This window comes from Halomonas sp. IOP_6, assembly GCF_021151565.1.
Taxonomy (GTDB): Bacteria; Pseudomonadota; Gammaproteobacteria; order Pseudomonadales; family Halomonadaceae; genus Vreelandella; species Vreelandella alkaliphila.
In genome coordinates, this window is record NZ_JAIRBO010000002.1 from 337462 (window position 1) to 356815 (window position 19354).

The window sequence follows — 19354 nt, forward strand, 5'->3', positions numbered from 1 at the left end:
AAAGACAAAACGGGCCCTGCGTGAAAACAGCAGCGCCCGTTGCAAAGTGTCGTGCTTGCTGCGTTAAGCCGTGGCGCTACTCAACGCAATAAAGAAGCCTGCAATTGAGGCCGACATTAGGTTAGAGAGTGTACCGGCCAATACGGCCTTCACGCCAAAACGGGCAATCTCTTTACGGCGTGTAGGGGCAATGCTGCCTAAGCCGCCCAGCAAAATGGCAATGGATGACAGGTTGGCAAAGCCACATAACGCAAAGGAAAGAATCGCCATGGTGTGTGGAGTCATCATTTGACCCGTGGCGGCCACCACCTGTTCCCCATCAATGTAGGGAGCCAAGTTGATAAAGGCGACAAACTCATTCACCACCAGTTTTTGACCGATAAACGAACCCGCCAGGGTGGCTTCTTCCCAAGGGACGCCAAGTAAGAAGGCAAGCGGTGAAAATAGCCAGCCGAGAATCAGTTCAAGGCTGAGCGATTCAAAGCCAAACCAACCGCCAATGCCGCCTAGAATACCGTTAATCAGGGCAATAAGTGCAATAAACGCGAGCAGCATGGCACCGACGTTGGCGGCAAGTTTCATGCCTGACGTAGCGCCCGCTGCTGCTGCATCCAATACGTTGGCGGGTTTGTCTTCCTGCTCTTTAAGCTCTTCTTCTACTTTAGAAACGCTGTCGCTATCGGTTGCGTCTTGGGTTTCAGGCATGATCAGCTTGGCAAACAGCAGGCCACCCGGTGCCGCCATAAAGGAAGCGGCGACCAAGTATTCCATCGGAATACCCAAGGCGGCGTAGCCCGCCAGTACCGAACCAGCCACCGATGCCAGGCCACCGCACATCACTGCAAATAGCTGAGAAGGCGTCATGCGAGCGATAAACGGACGTACCACCAGCGGCGCTTCGGTTTGGCCAACAAAGATATTTGCCGTGGCAGAAAGCGATTCGGTGCGAGAAGTGCCGAGTGCTTTTTGCAGCGCGCCGCCTAAAATCCGAATGACCCACTGCATAATGCCTATGTAGTAAAGTACCGCGATGAGTGACGAAAAAAAGATAATCACTGGCAGTACTTTTATGGCAAAAACAAAGCCGACGTTATCGACATCGGCTAAGCCGCCAAACAGAAAGCCAATGCCGTCATTGGCGTAGACCAGTACTTGGCTAACGCCGGACGAAATGGCTTGCAGGACTGCTTGGCCAAAGGGCACATAAAGTACAAATGCACCAATACCCGCCTGGATGGCAAACGCGCCAAGCACGGTGCGCAGCCGAATTGATTTACGGTCGTAAGAGAAGATAAGTGCGATGGTTACCAGCGTAACCATGCCTACCAAGCTCATGATGAGAGTCATGTGGGTACCTTCCGAGCGTGTGAAGTGAAGCGATTACAGTAAGTTTAATTTTACTGAGTAAATCATCGCATTTTGGTAAGCGTTCGGGGTACCCAGCTTATTATCTGAGTAGCGATACTGCACGCCGGTGGTAATCAGCTCAGAAGGATGCCACCACAAGCTAAGCGCGCCGTTGGTGCCCACGCTGCCCGCTTTACCGCCCACGTAGTTTTGTTCCAGGTACTCGTCGTCACGGCCAAAGGTTTGTTCATGCCAGTTAGTGACACTGAAGTTCTGGTTGAGTGCTGAGAAGTCATAACCTGCTACCCAACCCGCCATAAAGCCGTTCATGCCAGTGTAGCCGTCGCTCTGTACACGTGCTGCGCCAATAAACGGTTTGAACCATAGGCCGTTGCCGAACGTCGTGCGGTAGCCAAGGCCGAGAATTTGATCCTGCTCGCGAGCGTTGAAACCATAATCGCGGAAGTCGTACAGGTGCGCGTAGATCGATAGCGGGCTGTCGCCTAAATAAATATGCGAAGTGATTTTGCCTGCGGTACGAAAGTTGTCTTTACCACCGCTTGATTCGTCAAACTGGTCGTTGGTTGGGTTCTCGAAATCGAAGAAACCGTAGAATTCGCCCCAGCTGTAACCTACGCCGCCTTCGATTTCGACAAACGTGAAGTCGCTTTTTGCTGCGTTACTAGCGGTACGCGCTTCAGTACCGTTAGACCAATCCAAGTAGTTCACCGAAACGTTGGCAAACGACCAAAGGGGCGTCGTTGGTGACGCGGGGGTGTCGTTGGCTAACGCAGGCGTAACCAGCGCAGAGCTAGCCAATAAAACGCCAGCGCCAAGCGTGACGAAAGAAGAGCGAGAAGGGTTTTGAGCAGTCATGGAAGCCTCAACAGGGTTGTTATGAGTCGTGTGGGCTGGCGTTGATGTTAAAATTATAACATTGAGTGTTATTTTTTTAACGTTGATTTGCAAGTATTACCCCATCAACGCTCTGTATATGTGATATGACTCTCAAATAGTCGAAGAGCAGCGTCTGACAGTGGAAATATAATGAGGGCTGGCTCAGCATAGGCTTTGGATACCCACTAACCGCTGATAACAAATAACGCCTGAACTTGGGATTAAAGGAGAGGTTTGCCATGAATGACCGAAGCGCTCAGCGTTTGGCAATGTTGCAAGAAGCGCTTGCCAGCGGGGGGACATTGCATTTGCGCGATGCTGCTGAGCTGTGCGGTGTTTCTGAAATGACGATCCGTCGGGACGTTACTACGCAGCCTTCGGTGATTAGCTTGTTGGGCGGTCGGTTGGTCATGGCAAACTATCCTGGTGTAACGCCGGTTTATGACTTGACTGAGCAACAGGCCAGCCATTATCAGATTAAGCATCGCCTCTGTCAGCGAGTTGCCAGCTTTATCGAAGACGGCGATACGCTATTCATTGACTGCGGTTCAACACTGATTCCGTTGCTTAGCCAGCTTAGCCATTTCCGCGAGCTGACTGTGGTGACGTATGCCCTTAACGTGGCTAACTCAGTGGCCGCGTTGCCTAATGTGCGGTTAGTGCTGCTAGGGGGGCTGTTTTATGCCTCATCACAATCGTTTGGTAGTGATGGTATGCGTGCTGCGATTGAGCGTTTAGGCATTAATAAAGCACTGATCTCTGCCGCGGGAGTGGACTGCGAACGTGGGGTTAGTTGTTTTCATTTTCATGAGGTGGCGCCAAAACAGGCTGCCATTGCGACGGCTATGCAGCGCCTGTTGATTGTTGATGCCAGCAAATTTGGCTTAGTTCGCCCAGCCTATTTTGCCGCGTTATCCGATTTTGATATTGTCGTAACCGACGATGAGCATGCACCTAAATTACAAGATTGCCTTCCCCAGGCATCGCTTAGCGTGACCGTCACCTAACATATTCTGAAGCATTCAGGGTGCGGCAAAGCGTCTCTTTCTGATTGATCCAGATCAATAGAAAATACTTTAGTCTTAGTTTATGCGCGCTTGGCGTGTGCTGGCTATGACTCGCTGCCAATCCCTTCGGTAGCGCATATTTTTCCCGGAGCAACGCATACGTACCTCACTGTTCTGGGAAAAGTATGGGGTGTTAGTTAGCGAGCTATTTAGCTGGCTATTCAGCTGGTCAAATAGCGAGCTGTTTTGGACAACTCTCTGACGAGATCACACCATGCAACGACATACCCTCTGGCGCAGGCGAGGCACATTCGTGCTCGTCATGTTGTGCCTGTTGTTAACGGGCTGCAGTTCTGCATTGTTGGATCCCAAAGGGCAGATTGGCGTTGAGCAACGCTCGCTAATACTGACCTCATTTGGGCTGATGCTAATTGTAGTGATTCCGGTGATAGTGATGACGCTGCTGTTTGGTTGGCGTTATCGGCGCAGCAATCGCAATGTTGCTAAATACCTACCCGACTGGGCGCACTCTAATGCGATTGAAGTCGCGGTATGGACAGTGCCCTGTTTAATCATCGCTGTCTTAGCGTTTCTTACCTGGAAAACCTCCCATAGTTTAGATCCCCATAAGCCCATCGAAAGCGATACCGCCGCAATGGAAATCCAAGTGGTAGCGCTGGACTGGAAATGGCTGTTCATCTACCCCGAGCAAGGCATTGCCAGTGTCAACGAGCTTGCCTTTCCTGTGGATACGCCGGTGCGTTTTCGAGTCAGTTCTGGCTCGGTGATGAATGCGTTCTTTATTCCGCGCTTAGGCAGCCAAATTTATGCCATGGCGGGTATGGATAACGATGTTCATCTCATTGCAGACGACGTCGGCGTTTATCCAGGCCGTTCCACTAATTACAGCGGTGCTGGCTTCTCAGGAATGACCTTCGATGCTCACGTTACCACCCCAGAAGAATTTGAGGCGTGGGTTGAAAACGTGCGGGCTTCCAATGAAACCCTGACCTATCCCGACCGTTATAGCGATTTAGCCAAACCGAGTGAATACCACCCGGTCGAGTACTTCTCTGAGATATCTCCGGCGCTCTATACGTCGATTCTGACCAGCTTTCATACCGGTGGCAGTGGGCACGGTGGTCATGGCGACCATGTTAACCACGAAGCCGTCAGTGATGTTGACGATAGCCACGGCGAGTCTGGCGAGCTAGAAAGCGCAGGCGCTACCCATCATCAGGCCGCGTTTGGCCACGTTACCAATCAGCATGCTAGTGAGGATCACGCGATGAGCGGCCATCCCACAAGCGTTGAAGCGGGGGGTTAAGCATGTTTGGAAAACTGACGTTAGAGTCGATTCCGTATCACGAACCGATCATTATGATCGTTGCCGCCATGATGGCGATTGGCGGTGCTGCGCTTATCGGCGCATTAACTTATTACCGAAAGTGGGGCTGGCTGTGGAACGAGTGGTTTACCTCCGTTGACCACAAAAAGCTCGGTATTATGTATTTTGTGGTTGCCTTGGTGATGCTGCTACGCGGCTTTGCCGATGCCATTATGATGCGTACCCAGTTGGCTATGGCTGCTGGTGGGGCCGCGGGTTATCTCCCTCCTGAACACTATGATCAGATTTTTACCGCCCATGGCGTGATTATGATCTTTTTCGTTGCGATGCCCATGGTCATCGGCTTGATGAATCTGGTGGTGCCGCTGCAAATTGGCGCACGCGACGTTGCTTTTCCTTTCCTGAATAACCTGAGTTTTTGGCTGTTCGCGGTGTCCGCGATTCTGGTTAATATTTCCCTAGTAGTAGGAGAGTTCGCCAAAACGGGTTGGCTCGCTTACGCGCCGCTTTCGGGGATAGAGTTTAGCCCTGGTGTGGGGGTCGATTATTGGATATGGGCGTTACAAATATCCGGCATAGGCACGACGCTCACTGGGATTAATTTCTTTGTCACGATCCTGAAAATGCGCACCAAAGGCATGACTATGTTTCGCATGCCTATTTTTACCTGGACATCGCTTTGTGCCAACGTCCTGATTATTGCCTCTTTCCCGATTCTTACCGCGACTATCGCGCTGTTAACCCTAGACCGCTACTTCGGCATGCACTTCTTCACCAATGATTTTGGCGGCAACATGATGATGTACGTCAACCTCATCTGGGCCTGGGGCCATCCGGAAGTGTACATCCTGATCCTGCCAGCCTTTGGCGTGTTCTCTGAAGTGATCGCGACCTTCGCGCGCAAGCGTTTGTTTGGTTACACCACCATGGTATGGGCCACAGTGGCGATCACGCTGCTGTCGTTTATTGTCTGGTTGCACCACTTCTTCACCATGGGGGCTGGCGCTAACGTCAACGCCTTCTTCGGCATTATGACGATGATTATTGCCATTCCTACCGGGGTGAAAGTATTCAACTGGCTGTTCACTATCTTCCGCGGCAGCCTGGAACTGACCTCGCCGGTGCTATGGACCTTAGGCTTTATTATTACTTTCACCTTAGGCGGTATGACCGGCGTGATGCTGGCGCTACCCGCTGCCAACTTTGTACTGCATAACAGCCTGTTCGTGATTGCCCACTTCCACAACGTGATTATTGGTGGCGTGGTGTTTGGCATGATGGCGGGCTTAACGTACTGGTTCCCCAAAGCATTCGGTTTCACGCTTAGCGAGAAGTGGGGCAAGCGTTCATTCTGGTGTTGGTTTATTGGCTTCTATGTCGCCTTTATGCCGCTCTATGTGTTGAGCTTCTTTGGTGCGGTGCGCCGCATGCAGTCCTATGCCAACCCAGAGTGGCAGTCGTGGATGATCCTGGCCTGGGTAGGTGCCGTCATCATCATGATGGGCATTGCCTGCACCATTATTCAGTTCTGGGTGAGCATTCGTGATCGCAAGCTGAATGCCGATGTGACTGGCGACCCATGGGATGGCCGTACATTGGAGTGGTCAACTTCCTCACCTGCACCGTTCTACAACTTTGCCCGTTTGCCTGAAGTTGGCGATATCGACAGTTTCTGGTCGCAAAAACAGCGTAGCAATGAGCAGTTGGATGAAGCGCCTTATACCGATATCCACATGCCTCGTAATACCGTGGCAGGGCCGATTATCAGCTTGTTTGCCCTGGTACTTGGTTTTGCACTGGTATGGCACATCTGGTGGCTAGCCGCGGTGGGCGCGCTTGGCGTAGTCATCAGCTTCCTAGCGCGTGTTTTCAACGATGATATCGACTACTACGTACCCGCCGCAGAAGTGGAGCGGATTGAGCGTGAGCACCAGCAGCGCAAAACCGCACCGCCCGCCAGTGACTCAACTGATAGTAAGCAGACAAACTATGCGGAGGCGCGAGCGTAATGGCTACCGATACTCTACATCATGGCGCAACGTCTGAGCCCCATGAACACCATGATGCCAGCGGCACCAAAGTATTTGGCTTTTGGGTCTATCTAATGAGCGATCTGGTGATCTTCGGGTCACTGTTTGCTACCTACGCCGTGCTCATGAAGGGCACGGCGGGCGGCCCGACGGCGGCAGATATTTTCGAGCTGCCTTTCGTACTAGTCGAAACCTTCTTGCTGCTATTTAGTAGCTTTACTTTCGGCATGGGCGTGTTGGCTATGAATGCTGAGCGCATTGGCCAGGTAAAGGCGTGGTTAGCGATAACTTTCCTGCTGGGCGCGGCGTTTGTTGGCATGGAAGTTTATGAGTTCCAGCACTTGATTCATCAAGGGTATGGACCCGATCAGAGTGCGTTTCTCTCGTCGTTTTTCACCCTGGTGGGCACTCACGGGCTGCACGTGACCGTTGGTTTGGTATGGATTCTCGTCATGTTGGTGCAGCTTTCTACCAAAGGGCTAACACCGATGACTCGCCCCAGAATTCTGTGCCTAAGCCTATTCTGGCACTTTTTGGATATCGTCTGGATCTGTGTTTTCTCGTTCGTTTATTTAATGGGAGTGCTGTGAGATGAGCCATTCTTCATCTAATTCAACTTCTTCCCATGGCAGCGTTAAATCGTATGTGACTGGGCTTCTGCTATCTTTAGTGCTAACCGTGATTCCATTCGCGGTCGTTATGAGCGGTGCACTAAGCATCGCCACAACGGTGGTCGTTATCGCAGTAACAGCCGTGCTGCAGATTTTGGTTCAGCTGGTCATGTTTATGCATATGAACACCAAAGCCGACGAAGGGTGGAACGTGATGTCTTTCGTTTTCACGCTGACGATACTTGTCTTGGTGGTAGGGGGCTCTTTATGGATCATGCAGCATCTGCATCTCAACATGATGATCGGTTAACGGTGGTGCCTAGCCGTTGGCGTGACCTGCTCGCGCTAACAAAGCCAGGCATTATTGGCGGCAATCTCATTGCGACCTTAGGCGGTTATTTTTTAGCCGCCCACGGTACCTTTGATTGGGTCACGTTTAGTACGGTCATGTTGGGTATTGCACTGGTCATTGCGTCTGGCTGCGCCTGTAATAACGTTATTGACCGTGATATTGATGCTTTGATGGCGCGTACGCGCCATCGCCCTCTGGCCAAAGGACGTATCTCTATTACTCAGGCATTAGGCGTTTCGGCGCTGCTTGGGGTAGCGGGCGTGGTGTGTTTGGCGCTGGGCACCAACGGCTTAACCGTGGCATTAGCGGTGATAGGCTGGGGCGTTTACGTTGGGGTGTACAGCCTTTATATGAAGCGGCACTCTGAATACGGCACGTTGGTGGGCAGCCTTTCTGGAGCGATGCCGCCGGTTGTTGGTTATTGTGCGGTGACGGGGCAGTTTGATAGCGGTGCTTTCATGCTACTGGTCATCTTCTGCCTTTGGCAGATGCCGCATTCGTATGCCATTGCGATTTTTCGCTATGCGGATTATCGCCGGGCATCGATTCCAGTGCTGCCGGTGGTGCATGGTATCAAACGGGCAAAACACCACATCCTGGGCTACATCGTCGCGTTTATTCCCGCGTCGCTTGCCTTGGTGCTAGCCAGTCAAGCGGGTACGGGCTACCTCTGTGTTGCATTAGCAATGGGAGGCTACTGGCTGTACTTAGCGCTGTGTGGTTTTCGACTAGGTGATGACGTGCGCTGGGCCAAAAAGGTGTTCGGTGTATCGATTCTGACGATTACCGCAATGAGCTTAGTGATGGTACTGGAAGCCATGGTGCCGATGTGGGCGTGAAGAGAACGGACTGAAAACCCTTGGCGGGGGCGCTGTAAACCCATCATCCCTGGCGAAAGCCCCCCGCTTCGGGTTGATTCAGCCCTTTACCATTGATAGCGGCTTCAACCTAAAACGCCCCGAGCAGTTTATTCACTGTTCGGGGCGTTTTTATTAGTGGGTACAAAGAGTGGCTAGTGGCCTAGCTTTCCCGCTGGCTCGCCTGAATCGCGGTGAGTGCGATGGTGTAAACGATATCGTCTACCAGCGCGCCACGGGAAAGATCGTTCACTGGTTTGTTCAAGCCCTGCAGCATTGGACCAACACTGACCACACGGGCACTACGCTGTACGGCTTTGTACGTCGTGTTGCCGGTGTTCAGGTCCGGGAAAACAAACACCGTCGCCTTGCCCGCGACAGGGGAGTCCGGTGCTTTCTGCTTGCCAACGCTATCAATGGCGGCCGCGTCGTACTGTAGCGGGCCATCGATTGCGAGGTGTGGGGCGCGCTCTTTGGCGATGCGGGTAGCTTCGCGCACTTTATCAACATCGGCACCGGTGCCAGAGTCGCCAGTGGAGTAGCTGATCATGGCGACTCGCGGTTCAATGCCAAACGCTTCAGCGGAGCGGGCGCTTTGTAAGGCGATTTCCGCTAGGGTTTCGGCGTCTGGGTCAGGATTAACCGCGCAATCGCCATATACCACTACCTGCTCAGGCAGCAGCATAAAGAAGATCGATGACACCTGATTATATTCCGGTGCCGTTTTGATCAGCTGAAACGCTGGGCGCACCGTGTTGGCGGTGGTGTGTACTGCACCTGATACGAGACCGTCGACTTCGTCTAATTGCAGCATCATCGTGCCCAGCACTACATTATCCTGGAGTTGGGCTTCAGCGGTTAGCTCGTTCAGTTTGCCGCGGCGACGCTCTACCATCGGGCTGATATAACTGGCCCGGGTGCTCTCAGGATCAATAATCGTTAGCGCATCCGGCAGCGTCAGGCCGCGATGACGGGCGACGCTTTCGATATCTTCACGCTTACCGAGCAATACACAGTCGGCAATGCCACGCCGCTGACACACAATCGCGGCTTCAATGGTGCGCGGCTCATCGCCTTCAGGCAATACAATGCGCTTCTTGGCTTGCTGGGCAAGTTTGACAAGCTGATGGCGAAACGCTGATGGGGACAAACGATGGATATAGCCACGGCTGAGCTTGGCCTTAAGCCACTCTAAATCCATGTGGGCAGCCACATAACGTGCTACCTGCTCGGCTCGTTCGAAATCGTCCATGGGGATTTCGCTGCTCAACTGGCTCAGATTTTGCGCCGTGGTCAAGCTATCGGTTTCCACTGCCAGTACTGGTAGGCCGGTTTTTAGTGCCGGGCGACACATTTCAATCATATTGTCGTTAGGCATGAAACCATTCGTGAGCAGCACGCCCGCTAGCTGAGTGCCATTCATGGTTGCTAAGGCAGACGCCAGCATTACGTCGTCACGGTCACCAGAGGCGACAACTAAACTGCCCGGTTTGAAAATATGCAGCGCATTGGCGGCACTTCGTGCGCACAGGCTAGTAGAAAGCACGCGGCGACTAGCGGCTTCCCCTTCATTGAGCATCTTGGCATTCAGCGCTCGCGCTACATCTAAGGTGCGCGGTGCGCTTAACGTATTGCTGTAAGGCACTACGCCAATCAGATGAAAGCTGTCTGTTGCTAGTGCTGGCGAATAGCGACGCAGTTCATTCAGTATCGGCTCTTCAAGGTGGGGCTTAATAGTGCCGGGTGCTGCAGAAAGGTCATCTTCCTGACCATAAGGCAGGTTTTTCATGCGCATTAAAATGCCGCCAAGTGTGCGGCTGGAGCTAACGCCACCAAAGCTTCTGGCATGCATGTCCAGTTCTTCGGCAAGCTGCTGCGGCTCATTTAAATCGCCAGTGCCGACCAAAATGATTCGCGCATTAAGCGCATCTGCCAACTGGGCGTTGGTTTGGGTGGCGTAAGTAGTATGTTGGGTTGGAACAACGCCTTCTACCACGACCAAATCTAGTGCGCTGCCATCTTTATAGGCTTGCTGGGTGACCTGCTCAAAGAGCTCAATGACGTTCTCCATTAGCTCATCGGTTTGATCATCACGCAATAAGCGTTCTAGCCTTGCCTGGGAAATAGGCGACGGAGGGCGTTGATTGAGCGTGCGCGACACCAGGGCCGTTGAGCGGTCAAGCCCTGGGCCGTTCAGCTCATTTTGCATAAATGGTTTTAAAAAGCCGGCTTTTAAGCCGATGGTATCCAGTGCTTGAATTAACCCAAGGCAAGCGGAAGTTAGCCCAGCGCCCATGCTGGTGGGTACCAGTAAGATAGCTTGGGGTTGCTCGACGGTGTTGTTCATTTAGTCGTCTCCACGCAGTGGCGGGTTTCCATGGCGATACGACCCTCTTCATCCGTAGGAATTACCCACACTTCGGGGCCATCGTGGTCGGTGTTGTCCAGCTTGCCTTCTTTGCCCCGAATAGTGGCTTCGTTAGCCACTTCATCTAAACTGAAATGGAAGTGGGGCAGTAGCGCCAGTACGTCACGGCGAACGATCGGTGAGTTTTCGCCGATGCCGCCGGTAAAAATAACGCCATCGAGTCGAGGTAAGGCGCAAGAGAGGGCGGCTAACGATTTAGCAATGCGGTAACAGAATACCTCTAGCGCCAGTTTGGCACCTTTATGGCCAGCCAGCGCTTGGTCTTCTACTTCACGCATATCATTGGTTAGGCCGGAGAGGCCCAGCAAACCACTCTGCTTGTTGAGTACGTTATCGATCTCATCCATTGACCAACCAAGCTGGCGGTGAAGGTGAGCGTGCAAGCCAGGGTCAACATCGCCGCTGCGGGTTCCCATCACTAAGCCCTCTAACGGCGTAAGTCCCATGCTGGTATCCAGGCTTTGATTGTTCCATATAGCGCTAGTAGAGCAGCCGTTCCCCAAGTGAGCGGTTAACCAACCTCCTGCACCGCGGCTACTTAGTTCGCCCGCGCGCTGACTGACATACGCATGGCTAGTGCCATGGAAGCCGTAGCGACGGATGCCGTGCTCGGTGTACAACGCTTCCGGTAGGGCATAGCGGTAGGCGCGGGGCGGTAGTGTCTGGTGAAAGGCCGTATCAAACACGGCTACCTGAGGCAAGTCTGGAAAGACGTGCCGGGTTGCGGCAATGCCAGCCAAGTTAGCAGGGTTATGCAGTGGGGCGAGCGCTGCTGTGGTTTCTATTGCGGCTATAACGCTATCGTCAATCATAGCTGCCTGGGTGAAGTGTTCGCCGCCGTGAACAATGCGGTGTCCAACTGCGCCGGGTACTCGACCCTCCAGGCGCTTAAGGATAGCGCTTAGTGCTTCAGCGTGATCAGCATTGGGCAGGGCTTGGGTAAAGCTTTCACCTGCGCCGTTCTTGCCTTTTAAGCGGGCTTCGCTACTCCCTAAACGCTCTGCTATGCCAGCTAAGCGCGGTGCCTGAGGGTCAGAATCAATCAATGCATATTTGATAGAAGAAGAGCCACAGTTAATGACCAGCACCGGTGTGTTCATAACAACCTTTGTAAAGTAGTTAGCGTAAAAGAGGGGTAGACCTTAGTATAACATGCTGCGCTGCATGATATTAGCGCGGTATTGCGTTAGCCTTAACCATAAAATGTCGTCATCCTGCTGTTTAATCTACTTAACGTGAGCCGTTTTGTTCCTATGCCTTCTACCTCGTTACCAACGCTACTGCCTCGCCACCTAGCCATTTTTTTGATGATGTCGGTGGCTACTATGTTCGCAGCTAACCACGTTTCCGCGCGGCTTGCGTTTGATAATGGTACTGGCTTACTTCTTGCGGTATTGATGCGTTCAGGCGTGGCGTGTTTGATTTTGCTGACACTGGTCGTGGTTCAAAAAAAGCGGCTTTGGCTACCGCCCGGCACATGGCCATGGCAGTTGGCAGTAGGGCTTCTGATTGCCATCCAAAGTGTGAGCCTTTATTCAGCGGTTGCACGTTTGCCGGTGGTCATTGCATTGTTGCTCGTTAACACCTTTCCTATCCAATTGGCGCTATTGAGTTGGGCGTTGGGCGGACCTCGGCCTTCGCTGCGCAGTTGTCTGATTATGGGCACTATTTTGATTGGGCTGCTAGTGGTGCTCGATATACCGAGTTGGTTCGCGGATGCCAATGCCATGGGGCCCGAGTGGTTGGTCGGTATTGGGTTCGGGCTAAGTGCCGCTTTTGCGTTTGCTTGCGCGCTTTGGGTCACCGAGCATCGATTAGCAAGGGTAGGCAGCACGTTACGTAGCCTGCTGACCATGCAAACGGTATTTATTGTCATGATCGTTGGCGGGTTGCTAGGGGTGGTTCCTGGGGGAATGAGCTTGCCGGATAACAGCGCAGGCTGGACAGGACTAGCGTTATTAGCCTTGCTATACGGCAGTGCTTTTTCCCTGCTGTTTATTTTTGTGCCACGCCTGGACATGGCGCGCAATGCCCCAGTTATGAACTTCGAGCCAGTAGCGTCGTTACTGCTTGGTTATATCGTTCTAGGTCAGATGCTAAGCCCAAGCCAACTCGTAGGTGGAGCAGTGGTCGTTGGTGGCATTGTTGTGCTCAGCCTTTCTAAAGGTAGGTAAACAGGAGAGGAAAAAGGAAACTATATGCAAGTTGGGTCGGCAGATTGCGTTCTCCTTAAGTATGAGCCACAATTAAAAAGTGTAAGGAAACACTGTTTTTTAACTGAGGTTTAACTTATGAAGATGACCGTATTATCACTCACCTCTGCCGCTCTTTTAGTTGGTGCGGGTACGTTCGCGGCATCGGCTCAAGCGCAACAATCCTTCCAGTACCCACAAGGATATGTGGGCGGCGATGCCATGTTTTGGAGCCTGAACCCAGAAAGAGGCTCTTCACGCGATGACGTTGGTTTGCGTCTCCGTGGTGGGGCACAGTTCAATGACTATTTCGCCTTAGAAGGTCATTTGGGCACCGGTGGTTCAGATGGTGGCGCCGAGCTAGATCACGTTGCGGGTGCTTATGCGAAAGGCATCGTACCCATTGCACCGGAAGTGCGTTTGTATGGCTTAGCGGGCTTCACTGAGGTTGATATTAACAACGACCGTGAAACCGGTTTCTCCTACGGTGCCGGTGCGGAAATGGATATCAGTTCCAATGTATCAGTAGGCGCTGACTACATGCGCTATCTGGATAAATCTGCCTATGATTTTGATGCTGCCAGTGTAGGCCTAAAGTACCGTTTTTAAGGCAGGCGCTTAGCTTTCGCTGAAATGTGCCAATACATAGGCATTAAGTCGTACTGATATAACAGTTCAGTTATCACAACACAGCGAAGCCCCTATCACGCATTGACGTGGTAGGGGCTTTTGTATGTTCTCGTTGTTGAGCCAAGAGTATTTGATAGTTCGCTAGATGGCGGTTTTTCCCTTCGCTAACGGCTGGAGACAGCATCGCCTCTAATTTCAGAGGATGAGCATATCTTTGCATAGTTTGGGCCAAATGCTGCTCTTGCGAAGCTGATAATGTTGAAAATTAATAACTATTACAGGTAGCCAGCGAACAACCTCATAACGCTCTACAAAGGGAAACTACCATGTATAAGATTAGTAAAATCGCCTTAGCAGTAGGTCTTAGTGCCAGCCTCGCAACGGCTGCGAGTGCCGCTGAAATCGATTGGCGTATGGCAACACCGTGGAGTGGTGGTCCGTGGCTCGAACGTGATGCGCAGATGTTTGCTGATCGCGTTAGCGAACTGACCAACGGAAAAATCGCTATCGAAGTTTATCCTGGCGGTACGCTGGGCAGTGCACTGCGTGTTACGAACACAGTTAAATCTGGGGTTGCTCAGGTAAGTCATAACTACATTAACTATGACTATGGTACCGACCCAACCACAGCTCTATTGGCAGGCCACTCTAGCGGTCTAACGCCGGAAGAGTTCATGCTATGGATGTACGAGGGCGGTGGCGCAGACCTTTACGAAGAGTATCGTCGTGAAGTGTTTGATGTCGTAGCGTTCCCGTGTGCCATTCTCGGCACAGAAATTTTTCTTCACTCAAATAAGCCTGTCAGAACGCTTGAAGACTTTCAGGGGCTGCGGCTACGTACTTCGGGAGCATGGGCAGAAATTGCTTCTCGCTTGGGTGCTTCTACGGTCGTCATGGCGGGGAGTGATATCTACAGCGCCCTTGAGCGTGGTGTGATTGATGCTGCCGAGTGGGGGAGCCCCGAAATGAACCGGCCAACAGGGTTCCAGGAAGTTGCACAGTACGTCATTACTCCTGGCGTACACCAATCGGGTGGCTTTCTTGAGTGCCAAGTCAATAGCGATACGTGGGAAGAACTGAGCGAAGACGACCAGCGTATGCTGCGTCTCGCAGGTAAGTTATCGGTTTTTGATACTTGGCTTGCTAGCTCGTTTGCTGACTTAGGTGCTTACCAAGAGCTCGTGGATGGCCCTAACGAGATTGTAGAGCTGGATCAGTCCTTCATTGATGCTATCTATGAAGAAACGACTAAGTGGGAAGATGAGTATGCCGCTGAAAACGAGTGGTTTGCCCGTGTTCTTGAATCTCAGCGCTCCTTTAAGAGTGACATGGATAGCTGGTCAGAATATCGCCTTCCGATTGGTGTAATGGCCCGCTAAGAAGCTATGTAGCTATATAAATGAACAGAGGGGCCTTAAGGCCTCTCTTTTATTGGTGTCTGCTTGCTGTCCCCCTGATACGCTGAGATCCCGTCATGAAACTAATTCGATCCATAGAAGCGCTGACCCGCTTTGCTGGCTGGTTGGGTGCTCTTCTTGTACTTCCTTTAATTGGCGCGTTAATCATTGAAGTACTGAGCCGTTACGTTGCAGGCCGCCCTACGCTATGGGCTTTTGAAGTTAGCTACATGGTAATGGGGGCAATGTTTATGCTGGGCATGGCCAATGCGTTGCGCATAGGCCAACACGTCAGCGTCGACATCGTGTCTCTGCAATTGAGTGAGCGAGCTAATGCCGCCGTTCGGGCACTTGGCTATTTGCTGTTCCTACCGGTGCTGGTATGGCTGGTATGGGAGCTTTCTAAGTACGCACTCTCTGCTTTTGAAACCAATGAACGTTCGGGGCGTTCTGCCTGGAACCCCGTCGTATGGCCGATTTTTACAGTATGGTTTGTTGGTTTTGCACTGCTAGCTCTTCAGGTGTTCGCTGAGTTACTGAAGTCAATTTGTTTATTAACTGGTAAACATCAATTTGAGGAGCCAGCCGAATGAGTAGCTATCTTGCGTTGCTGATGTTTCCTGCCTTGATGACGTTAATTATTGCTGGCTTTCCAATAGCTTTCTCAATGATCCTGGTGGCAACGGGGTTTGGCATTATTCAGTTTGGCGATGTTGCGGCTTATCAACTGTTGACCAAAATTGAAGACACTGCCTCTAACTCGATTCTTGCTGCGGTACCACTGTTTATATTTATGGGCGCAATGCTTGAGCGTTCAGGCATTGCTGAGCGCTTGTTCGAAGCGATTCATATGTGGACGCGTCGCTTACCCGGTGGGCTAGGTATCGGTGCCATTATATTAGGGACATTGTTTGCCGCTTCCAGTGGCGTTGTTGGTGCAACAGAAGCCGTGATTGGTATGCTTGCCATTCCGGTCATGCTCAAGCATCACTACAGTAAAAGTCTGATGTCAGGGACGATTTGCGCCAGTGGTTCTTTGGGTACCGCAATTCCGCCTTCTATTACTGTGGTGGTACTTGGACCTGTCGCAGGGGTGTCGGTTGGTTCTCTATTTAGTGGTTTGCTAATACCGGGGTTCTTGATGGCGGTAATGTTCCTGATCTATATCATCGGGGTTGCTTACCTTAAACCAGAAATGGCACCACGTGTTCAAGAGCAGGAGCCAGATATTGCTCTAGGTGAAAAAATTCGTATTACGCTAGTCGCGCTGGTGCCAACCATGCTGCTGATTTTTACCGTGCTGGGCACTATTCTTTTGGGCATGGCAACACCCACAGAGGCTGCAGCATGCGGTGCCTTGGGTGCCATCATCTTGGCAGTTGCTTACCGTAATTTAAATGTAGCGGTACTTTGGTCGTCAGCAGTGAAGACCGTCAATATTTCCGCAATGATCCTGCTTATCGTTATGGGGGGCAGTATGTTCGCTGGGGTGTTTTTTGCCTCAGGCGGCATGGCAACAGTGCAGTCTCTGCTGATGGATACGGGCTTGAGCCCTTGGATGATTTTAGGCCTTATTCTGCTGATCGCTTTTATCGCAGGTTTTGTACTGGATTTGATCTCTGTGGTGCTCATTATTATCCCTGTGGCAATGCCCATTGTTAGGATGCTGGGCTTTGACGAAATCTGGTTCTGTGTCGCTTTCTTAGTGGTGCTGCAAACCAGTTATCTGACGCCGCCTTTGGCACCTGCTATTTTCTATCTCCGGGCAATTACACCTCCTGAAGTAACACTGAAGCATATGTATAAAGGGGTTGTGCCATTTATTTTGGCTCAGCTTGTCGTGTTGGCTTTGGTGTTAGCGTTTCCAGAAATTGCTTTGTGGTTACCAGATGTCATGGGAGGACCTTCCTGGCGTTAATTAATCACTTGTAGAATGGCTTTCTATTGGCCGCTCTTTTTTAAGGGCGGTTTTTTTATGGGGAGCAAGATTATTGTTAGCGTGCTAATGATTTGTTAGACTAAAGTATTCCACCTAATAATATCTCCAAGCGGTGACATCGCCGCTTTGGTGCTCGTCAATGAGAAATCCCAATGTCCCCTGATCAAAAATTTACTCGCTGGGTGAAAATAGCCCTGACCGTATTTTTATTGCTATTCGTTTACTTCTTAATGGCCGATAGCTTTATGCCCATGACGCCTGAGGCGCGGGCAATGCGCCCCGTCACCAGCATTGCTCCTGAGCTAAGCGGCCCTGTGCAAGAAGTCGTGGTGAGCGACCATCAGCCGGTAACCCAGGGTGATGTGCTGTTTCGCTTAGACCCATCGCCCTTTCAAATCGCTCACTCCCAAGCCCAATTAAACCGGGAGCAAGCGGAGCAAGAAAACGCCCGCTTAAATGCAGAGCTAGCGGCTGCCAGGGCATCACTTGCCTCGGCACAGGCTACTTTCGATGAGCGCAGCGGTGAGCGCCGTCGTGCCGAAGCGCTGCTTGGGCGTCAGGGGATTTCTCGCCAGCAATACGAACAGCAGGTCGCGGCCGAACATACCGCACAGGCGGCTGTGGCATCTGCCCAGGCACAGATTGAAAGCTTAGAGGTACAGTTGGGAGAAGAGGGCGACGATAACTTACGCCTTCGCCAAGCGAATAATGCCCTTGAAAAAGCTGAACTGGATTTAGCCCATACGGTGGTAAAAGCGCCAGAGTCCGGTGTGGTCGCTAATCTTCAGCTACAGCCTGGCCATTATGTGCAGGCGGGGCAGCCTGCGGTGGCGCTGGTCGCAAGCACGGTAGAGGTCGTGGCTGATTTTCGTGAAAAGAGCCTGCGCCATGTGGCGCTTGGCGATGAAGCAAAAGTGGTATTCGATGCGTTGCCTGGACGAATTTTTGAAGGGCATGTCAGTGCCTTTGACGCCGGTACCCGCGCAGGCCAGCAGGCAGTGGATGGTCAACTTGTGGATATTCCTGCTTCAGATCGTTGGATACGAGATGCGCAACGTGCGCGTATTCATGTGGCGTTAGATACGCCGTTGACTGAACTACCCCCGAGTGGTGCGCGGGCAACGGTGCAACTAGTGCCGGGCGAACATGCAATGGCTAAGCCGTTTGCGTGGTTGCAGGCGCACCTGATTAGTTGGCTGCACTATGTTTATTAAAGCGGCTATTAAAACGGTTATTAAAAAAACGCCCATAGAGGCTGTTAATAAGCCAGCGCTCTCTCAAAACGGCCTGCGCCAGTGCCTGCGGGTAGCGGGAGGCGGTTCGCTGGGGTTTATTATTAGCCAATTGATGGGCTGGAATTATGGAGTTTTTTTTACTGTTTTCCCGATGTTCTTGTTGGGTATGGTGCCCATTTTAAATGGCAGCATCATTCGCCAGTTTTTGGCCAACGTTAGCTTGAATGCTTTGGAAGTCAGCATGGTGGTGGGGCTTCTAAAGCATATGCCGGTAGTGATGACGCTGGTCGTACTAGGTCTGTTTTTGCTGCGCTTCAATCTAATGGCAAAAGGCCCGCTGTTTCTGTTTGGCGCGAATGGTGTGTTGACGCTAAGCATATTGCTGCACTTTGCTAGCTACCCTGGTGTTGATTTAAGCGATCTATTGGCGAGTAATATTATGGCTAGCCTGCTGGCGGTATTTATCGCCATGTTGATGCATACGCTATTTCCCGATATTGATCCCCGCCAGCCACCACCGCGCAGTGCAAAGCCCGCAGCTCAAATTCGCCATGAAACATTGATGGGCGGCATTACGGCCACGCTCTCGTTTGTAGTGTTCCAAATGTTTGACCTCAGAGATTCACTGTCAGCGCAAATGGCCACCATTCTGATTCTGTTTGCTTTAGGTTATTCCGGCGCTCGAGTGTCGGCAGGTAAGCGAGCAATCGGCACGCTACTGGGCTGTAATCTGGCGCTGGCAATGCAGCTATTGCTTTACACCCAAAGCCATCATTTTTTGCTGGTGATTTTGCTCTATTGGCTTGGACTAATGCTGTTTGCTAGAGAACATATTTTGGAAGGTGGCGGCTCAGGCATTGGCTTTGGAGGGCTGACAACGTTGGGTATTCTCTTTGGACAATCGTTAGGCCCGCAGCAAGACCTTGTTTATAGTGCGCTTTATCGGTTCTCTTCGATGAGCGTTGCGCTCGTGGGCACCTTGTTGGTCATGGCTTGTTTACACTGTTTGCTAAATTGCTGGCAGCCAACGCGCCTGCCTAAAAGTAATTGAGGTAACTTTTCTAACAAAGGCTACGCTAAGGAA

General features: G+C 51.8%; 17 protein-coding genes. 13 read left to right on the forward strand and 4 right to left on the reverse strand.

Annotation, left to right across the window (positions count from 1 at the left end):
- Window positions 1–63 precede the first annotated feature (63 nt).
- Both K7H08_RS05100 and K7H08_RS05105 read right to left on the reverse strand, forming a co-directional pair.
- On the reverse strand, window positions 64–1347 hold the full coding sequence (locus K7H08_RS05100; protein WP_038482121.1) for a NupC/NupG family nucleoside CNT transporter: 1284 nt from the start codon (window positions 1345–1347) through the stop codon (window positions 64–66).
- Between the two features lie 33 nt (window positions 1348–1380).
- Entirely contained in the window at window positions 1381–2223 is an 843-nt protein-coding gene (locus K7H08_RS05105) for an outer membrane protein OmpK (protein WP_231657360.1), read from the reverse strand.
- Between the two features lie 260 nt (window positions 2224–2483).
- Between K7H08_RS05105 and K7H08_RS05110 the strand changes: the two genes are divergently transcribed.
- From K7H08_RS05110 to cyoE, 6 genes are all read left to right on the forward strand, one after another.
- Complete coding sequence (locus K7H08_RS05110; protein WP_231657361.1) at window positions 2484–3251, forward strand: DeoR/GlpR family DNA-binding transcription regulator; 768 nt, start codon at window positions 2484–2486, stop codon at window positions 3249–3251.
- Between the two features lie 274 nt (window positions 3252–3525).
- Window positions 3526–4578 carry a ubiquinol oxidase subunit II gene (gene cyoA / locus K7H08_RS05115; protein ID WP_193084776.1) on the forward strand — a complete coding sequence of 351 codons (1053 nt, stop codon included), beginning with the start codon at window positions 3526–3528 and terminating at the stop codon, window positions 4576–4578.
- 2 nt (window positions 4579–4580) lie between these two features.
- A complete protein-coding gene (cyoB, locus tag K7H08_RS05120; protein ID WP_231657362.1) occupies window positions 4581–6608 on the forward strand; it encodes a cytochrome o ubiquinol oxidase subunit I in 2028 nt (675 codons plus the stop codon).
- The gene (cyoC, locus tag K7H08_RS05125) at window positions 6608–7219 is read left to right on the forward strand and encodes a cytochrome o ubiquinol oxidase subunit III (protein ID WP_038482132.1); all 612 of its coding nucleotides are present in this window, start codon (window positions 6608–6610) and stop codon (window positions 7217–7219) included. Before cyoB ends, cyoC begins: the two co-directional genes overlap by 1 nt.
- 1 nt (window position 7220) lies before the next feature.
- Window positions 7221–7550, forward strand: coding sequence for a cytochrome o ubiquinol oxidase subunit IV (cyoD, locus tag K7H08_RS05130; RefSeq protein ID WP_009722391.1), 330 nt, complete (start codon window positions 7221–7223; stop codon window positions 7548–7550).
- Entirely contained in the window at window positions 7508–8431 is a 924-nt protein-coding gene (gene cyoE, locus K7H08_RS05135; RefSeq protein WP_038482136.1) for a heme o synthase, read from the forward strand. The genes cyoD and cyoE overlap by 43 nt, the downstream gene beginning before the upstream one ends.
- A 181-nt stretch (window positions 8432–8612) precedes the next feature.
- Here cyoE and pta read toward each other — a convergent pair whose 3' ends face one another.
- Window positions 8613–10796, reverse strand: a complete 2184-nt coding sequence (gene pta / locus K7H08_RS05140) for a phosphate acetyltransferase (protein WP_231657363.1) — start codon at window positions 10794–10796, stop codon at window positions 8613–8615.
- Entirely contained in the window at window positions 10793–11977 is a 1185-nt protein-coding gene (locus K7H08_RS05145) for an acetate/propionate family kinase (RefSeq protein ID WP_231657364.1), read from the reverse strand. Before K7H08_RS05145 ends, pta begins: the two co-directional genes overlap by 4 nt.
- Before the next feature lie 153 nt (window positions 11978–12130).
- On the opposite strand from K7H08_RS05145, the gene K7H08_RS05150 reads away from it, so the two are divergent.
- From K7H08_RS05150 to K7H08_RS05180, 7 genes are all read left to right on the forward strand, one after another.
- Window positions 12131–13051: an EamA family transporter gene (locus tag K7H08_RS05150; RefSeq protein ID WP_120385579.1), complete on the forward strand. Its 921-nt coding sequence runs from the start codon at window positions 12131–12133 to the stop codon at window positions 13049–13051.
- Between the two features lie 117 nt (window positions 13052–13168).
- On the forward strand, window positions 13169–13678 hold the full coding sequence (locus tag K7H08_RS05155) for a porin family protein (protein ID WP_038482147.1): 510 nt from the start codon (window positions 13169–13171) through the stop codon (window positions 13676–13678).
- Between the two features lie 347 nt (window positions 13679–14025).
- Window positions 14026–15078, forward strand: a complete 1053-nt coding sequence (locus K7H08_RS05160; protein ID WP_231657365.1) for a C4-dicarboxylate ABC transporter substrate-binding protein — start codon at window positions 14026–14028, stop codon at window positions 15076–15078.
- Window positions 15079–15173: 95 nt separating this feature from the next.
- Window positions 15174–15689: a TRAP transporter small permease subunit gene (locus K7H08_RS05165; RefSeq protein WP_231657366.1), complete on the forward strand. Its 516-nt coding sequence runs from the start codon at window positions 15174–15176 to the stop codon at window positions 15687–15689.
- A complete protein-coding gene (locus tag K7H08_RS05170) occupies window positions 15686–17014 on the forward strand; it encodes a TRAP transporter large permease (RefSeq protein WP_231657367.1) in 1329 nt (442 codons plus the stop codon). Before K7H08_RS05165 ends, K7H08_RS05170 begins: the two co-directional genes overlap by 4 nt.
- A 173-nt stretch (window positions 17015–17187) precedes the next feature.
- Window positions 17188–18249 carry an HlyD family secretion protein gene (locus K7H08_RS05175; protein WP_231657368.1) on the forward strand — a complete coding sequence of 354 codons (1062 nt, stop codon included), beginning with the start codon at window positions 17188–17190 and terminating at the stop codon, window positions 18247–18249.
- Window positions 18239–19321 carry a DUF2955 domain-containing protein gene (locus K7H08_RS05180; RefSeq protein WP_231657369.1) on the forward strand — a complete coding sequence of 361 codons (1083 nt, stop codon included), beginning with the start codon at window positions 18239–18241 and terminating at the stop codon, window positions 19319–19321. Before K7H08_RS05175 ends, K7H08_RS05180 begins: the two co-directional genes overlap by 11 nt.
- Window positions 19322–19354 lie beyond the last annotated feature (33 nt).

Bases quoted from the DNA above. Each gene is read 5' to 3' on its own strand.
- K7H08_RS05100 (WP_038482121.1), bottom strand. From the start codon at position 1,347: ATGACTCTCATCATGAGCTTGGTAGGCATGGTTACGCTGGTAACCATC.
- K7H08_RS05105 (WP_231657360.1), bottom strand. From the start codon at position 2,223: ATGACTGCTCAAAACCCTTCTCGCTCTTCTTTCGTCACGCTTGGCGCT.
- K7H08_RS05110 (WP_231657361.1), top strand. From the start codon at position 2,484: ATGAATGACCGAAGCGCTCAGCGTTTGGCAATGTTGCAAGAAGCGCTT.
- cyoA (WP_193084776.1), top strand. From the start codon at position 3,526: ATGCAACGACATACCCTCTGGCGCAGGCGAGGCACATTCGTGCTCGTC.
- cyoB (WP_231657362.1), top strand. From the start codon at position 4,581: ATGTTTGGAAAACTGACGTTAGAGTCGATTCCGTATCACGAACCGATC.
- cyoC (WP_038482132.1), top strand. From the start codon at position 6,608: ATGGCTACCGATACTCTACATCATGGCGCAACGTCTGAGCCCCATGAA.
- cyoD (WP_009722391.1), top strand. From the start codon at position 7,221: ATGAGCCATTCTTCATCTAATTCAACTTCTTCCCATGGCAGCGTTAAA.
- cyoE (WP_038482136.1), top strand. From the start codon at position 7,508: ATGGATCATGCAGCATCTGCATCTCAACATGATGATCGGTTAACGGTG.
- pta (WP_231657363.1), bottom strand. From the start codon at position 10,796: ATGAACAACACCGTCGAGCAACCCCAAGCTATCTTACTGGTACCCACC.
- K7H08_RS05145 (WP_231657364.1), bottom strand. From the start codon at position 11,977: ATGAACACACCGGTGCTGGTCATTAACTGTGGCTCTTCTTCTATCAAA.
- K7H08_RS05150 (WP_120385579.1), top strand. From the start codon at position 12,131: ATGCCTTCTACCTCGTTACCAACGCTACTGCCTCGCCACCTAGCCATT.
- K7H08_RS05155 (WP_038482147.1), top strand. From the start codon at position 13,169: ATGAAGATGACCGTATTATCACTCACCTCTGCCGCTCTTTTAGTTGGT.
- K7H08_RS05160 (WP_231657365.1), top strand. From the start codon at position 14,026: ATGTATAAGATTAGTAAAATCGCCTTAGCAGTAGGTCTTAGTGCCAGC.
- K7H08_RS05165 (WP_231657366.1), top strand. From the start codon at position 15,174: ATGAAACTAATTCGATCCATAGAAGCGCTGACCCGCTTTGCTGGCTGG.
- K7H08_RS05170 (WP_231657367.1), top strand. From the start codon at position 15,686: ATGAGTAGCTATCTTGCGTTGCTGATGTTTCCTGCCTTGATGACGTTA.
- K7H08_RS05175 (WP_231657368.1), top strand. From the start codon at position 17,188: ATGTCCCCTGATCAAAAATTTACTCGCTGGGTGAAAATAGCCCTGACC.
- K7H08_RS05180 (WP_231657369.1), top strand. From the start codon at position 18,239: ATGTTTATTAAAGCGGCTATTAAAACGGTTATTAAAAAAACGCCCATA.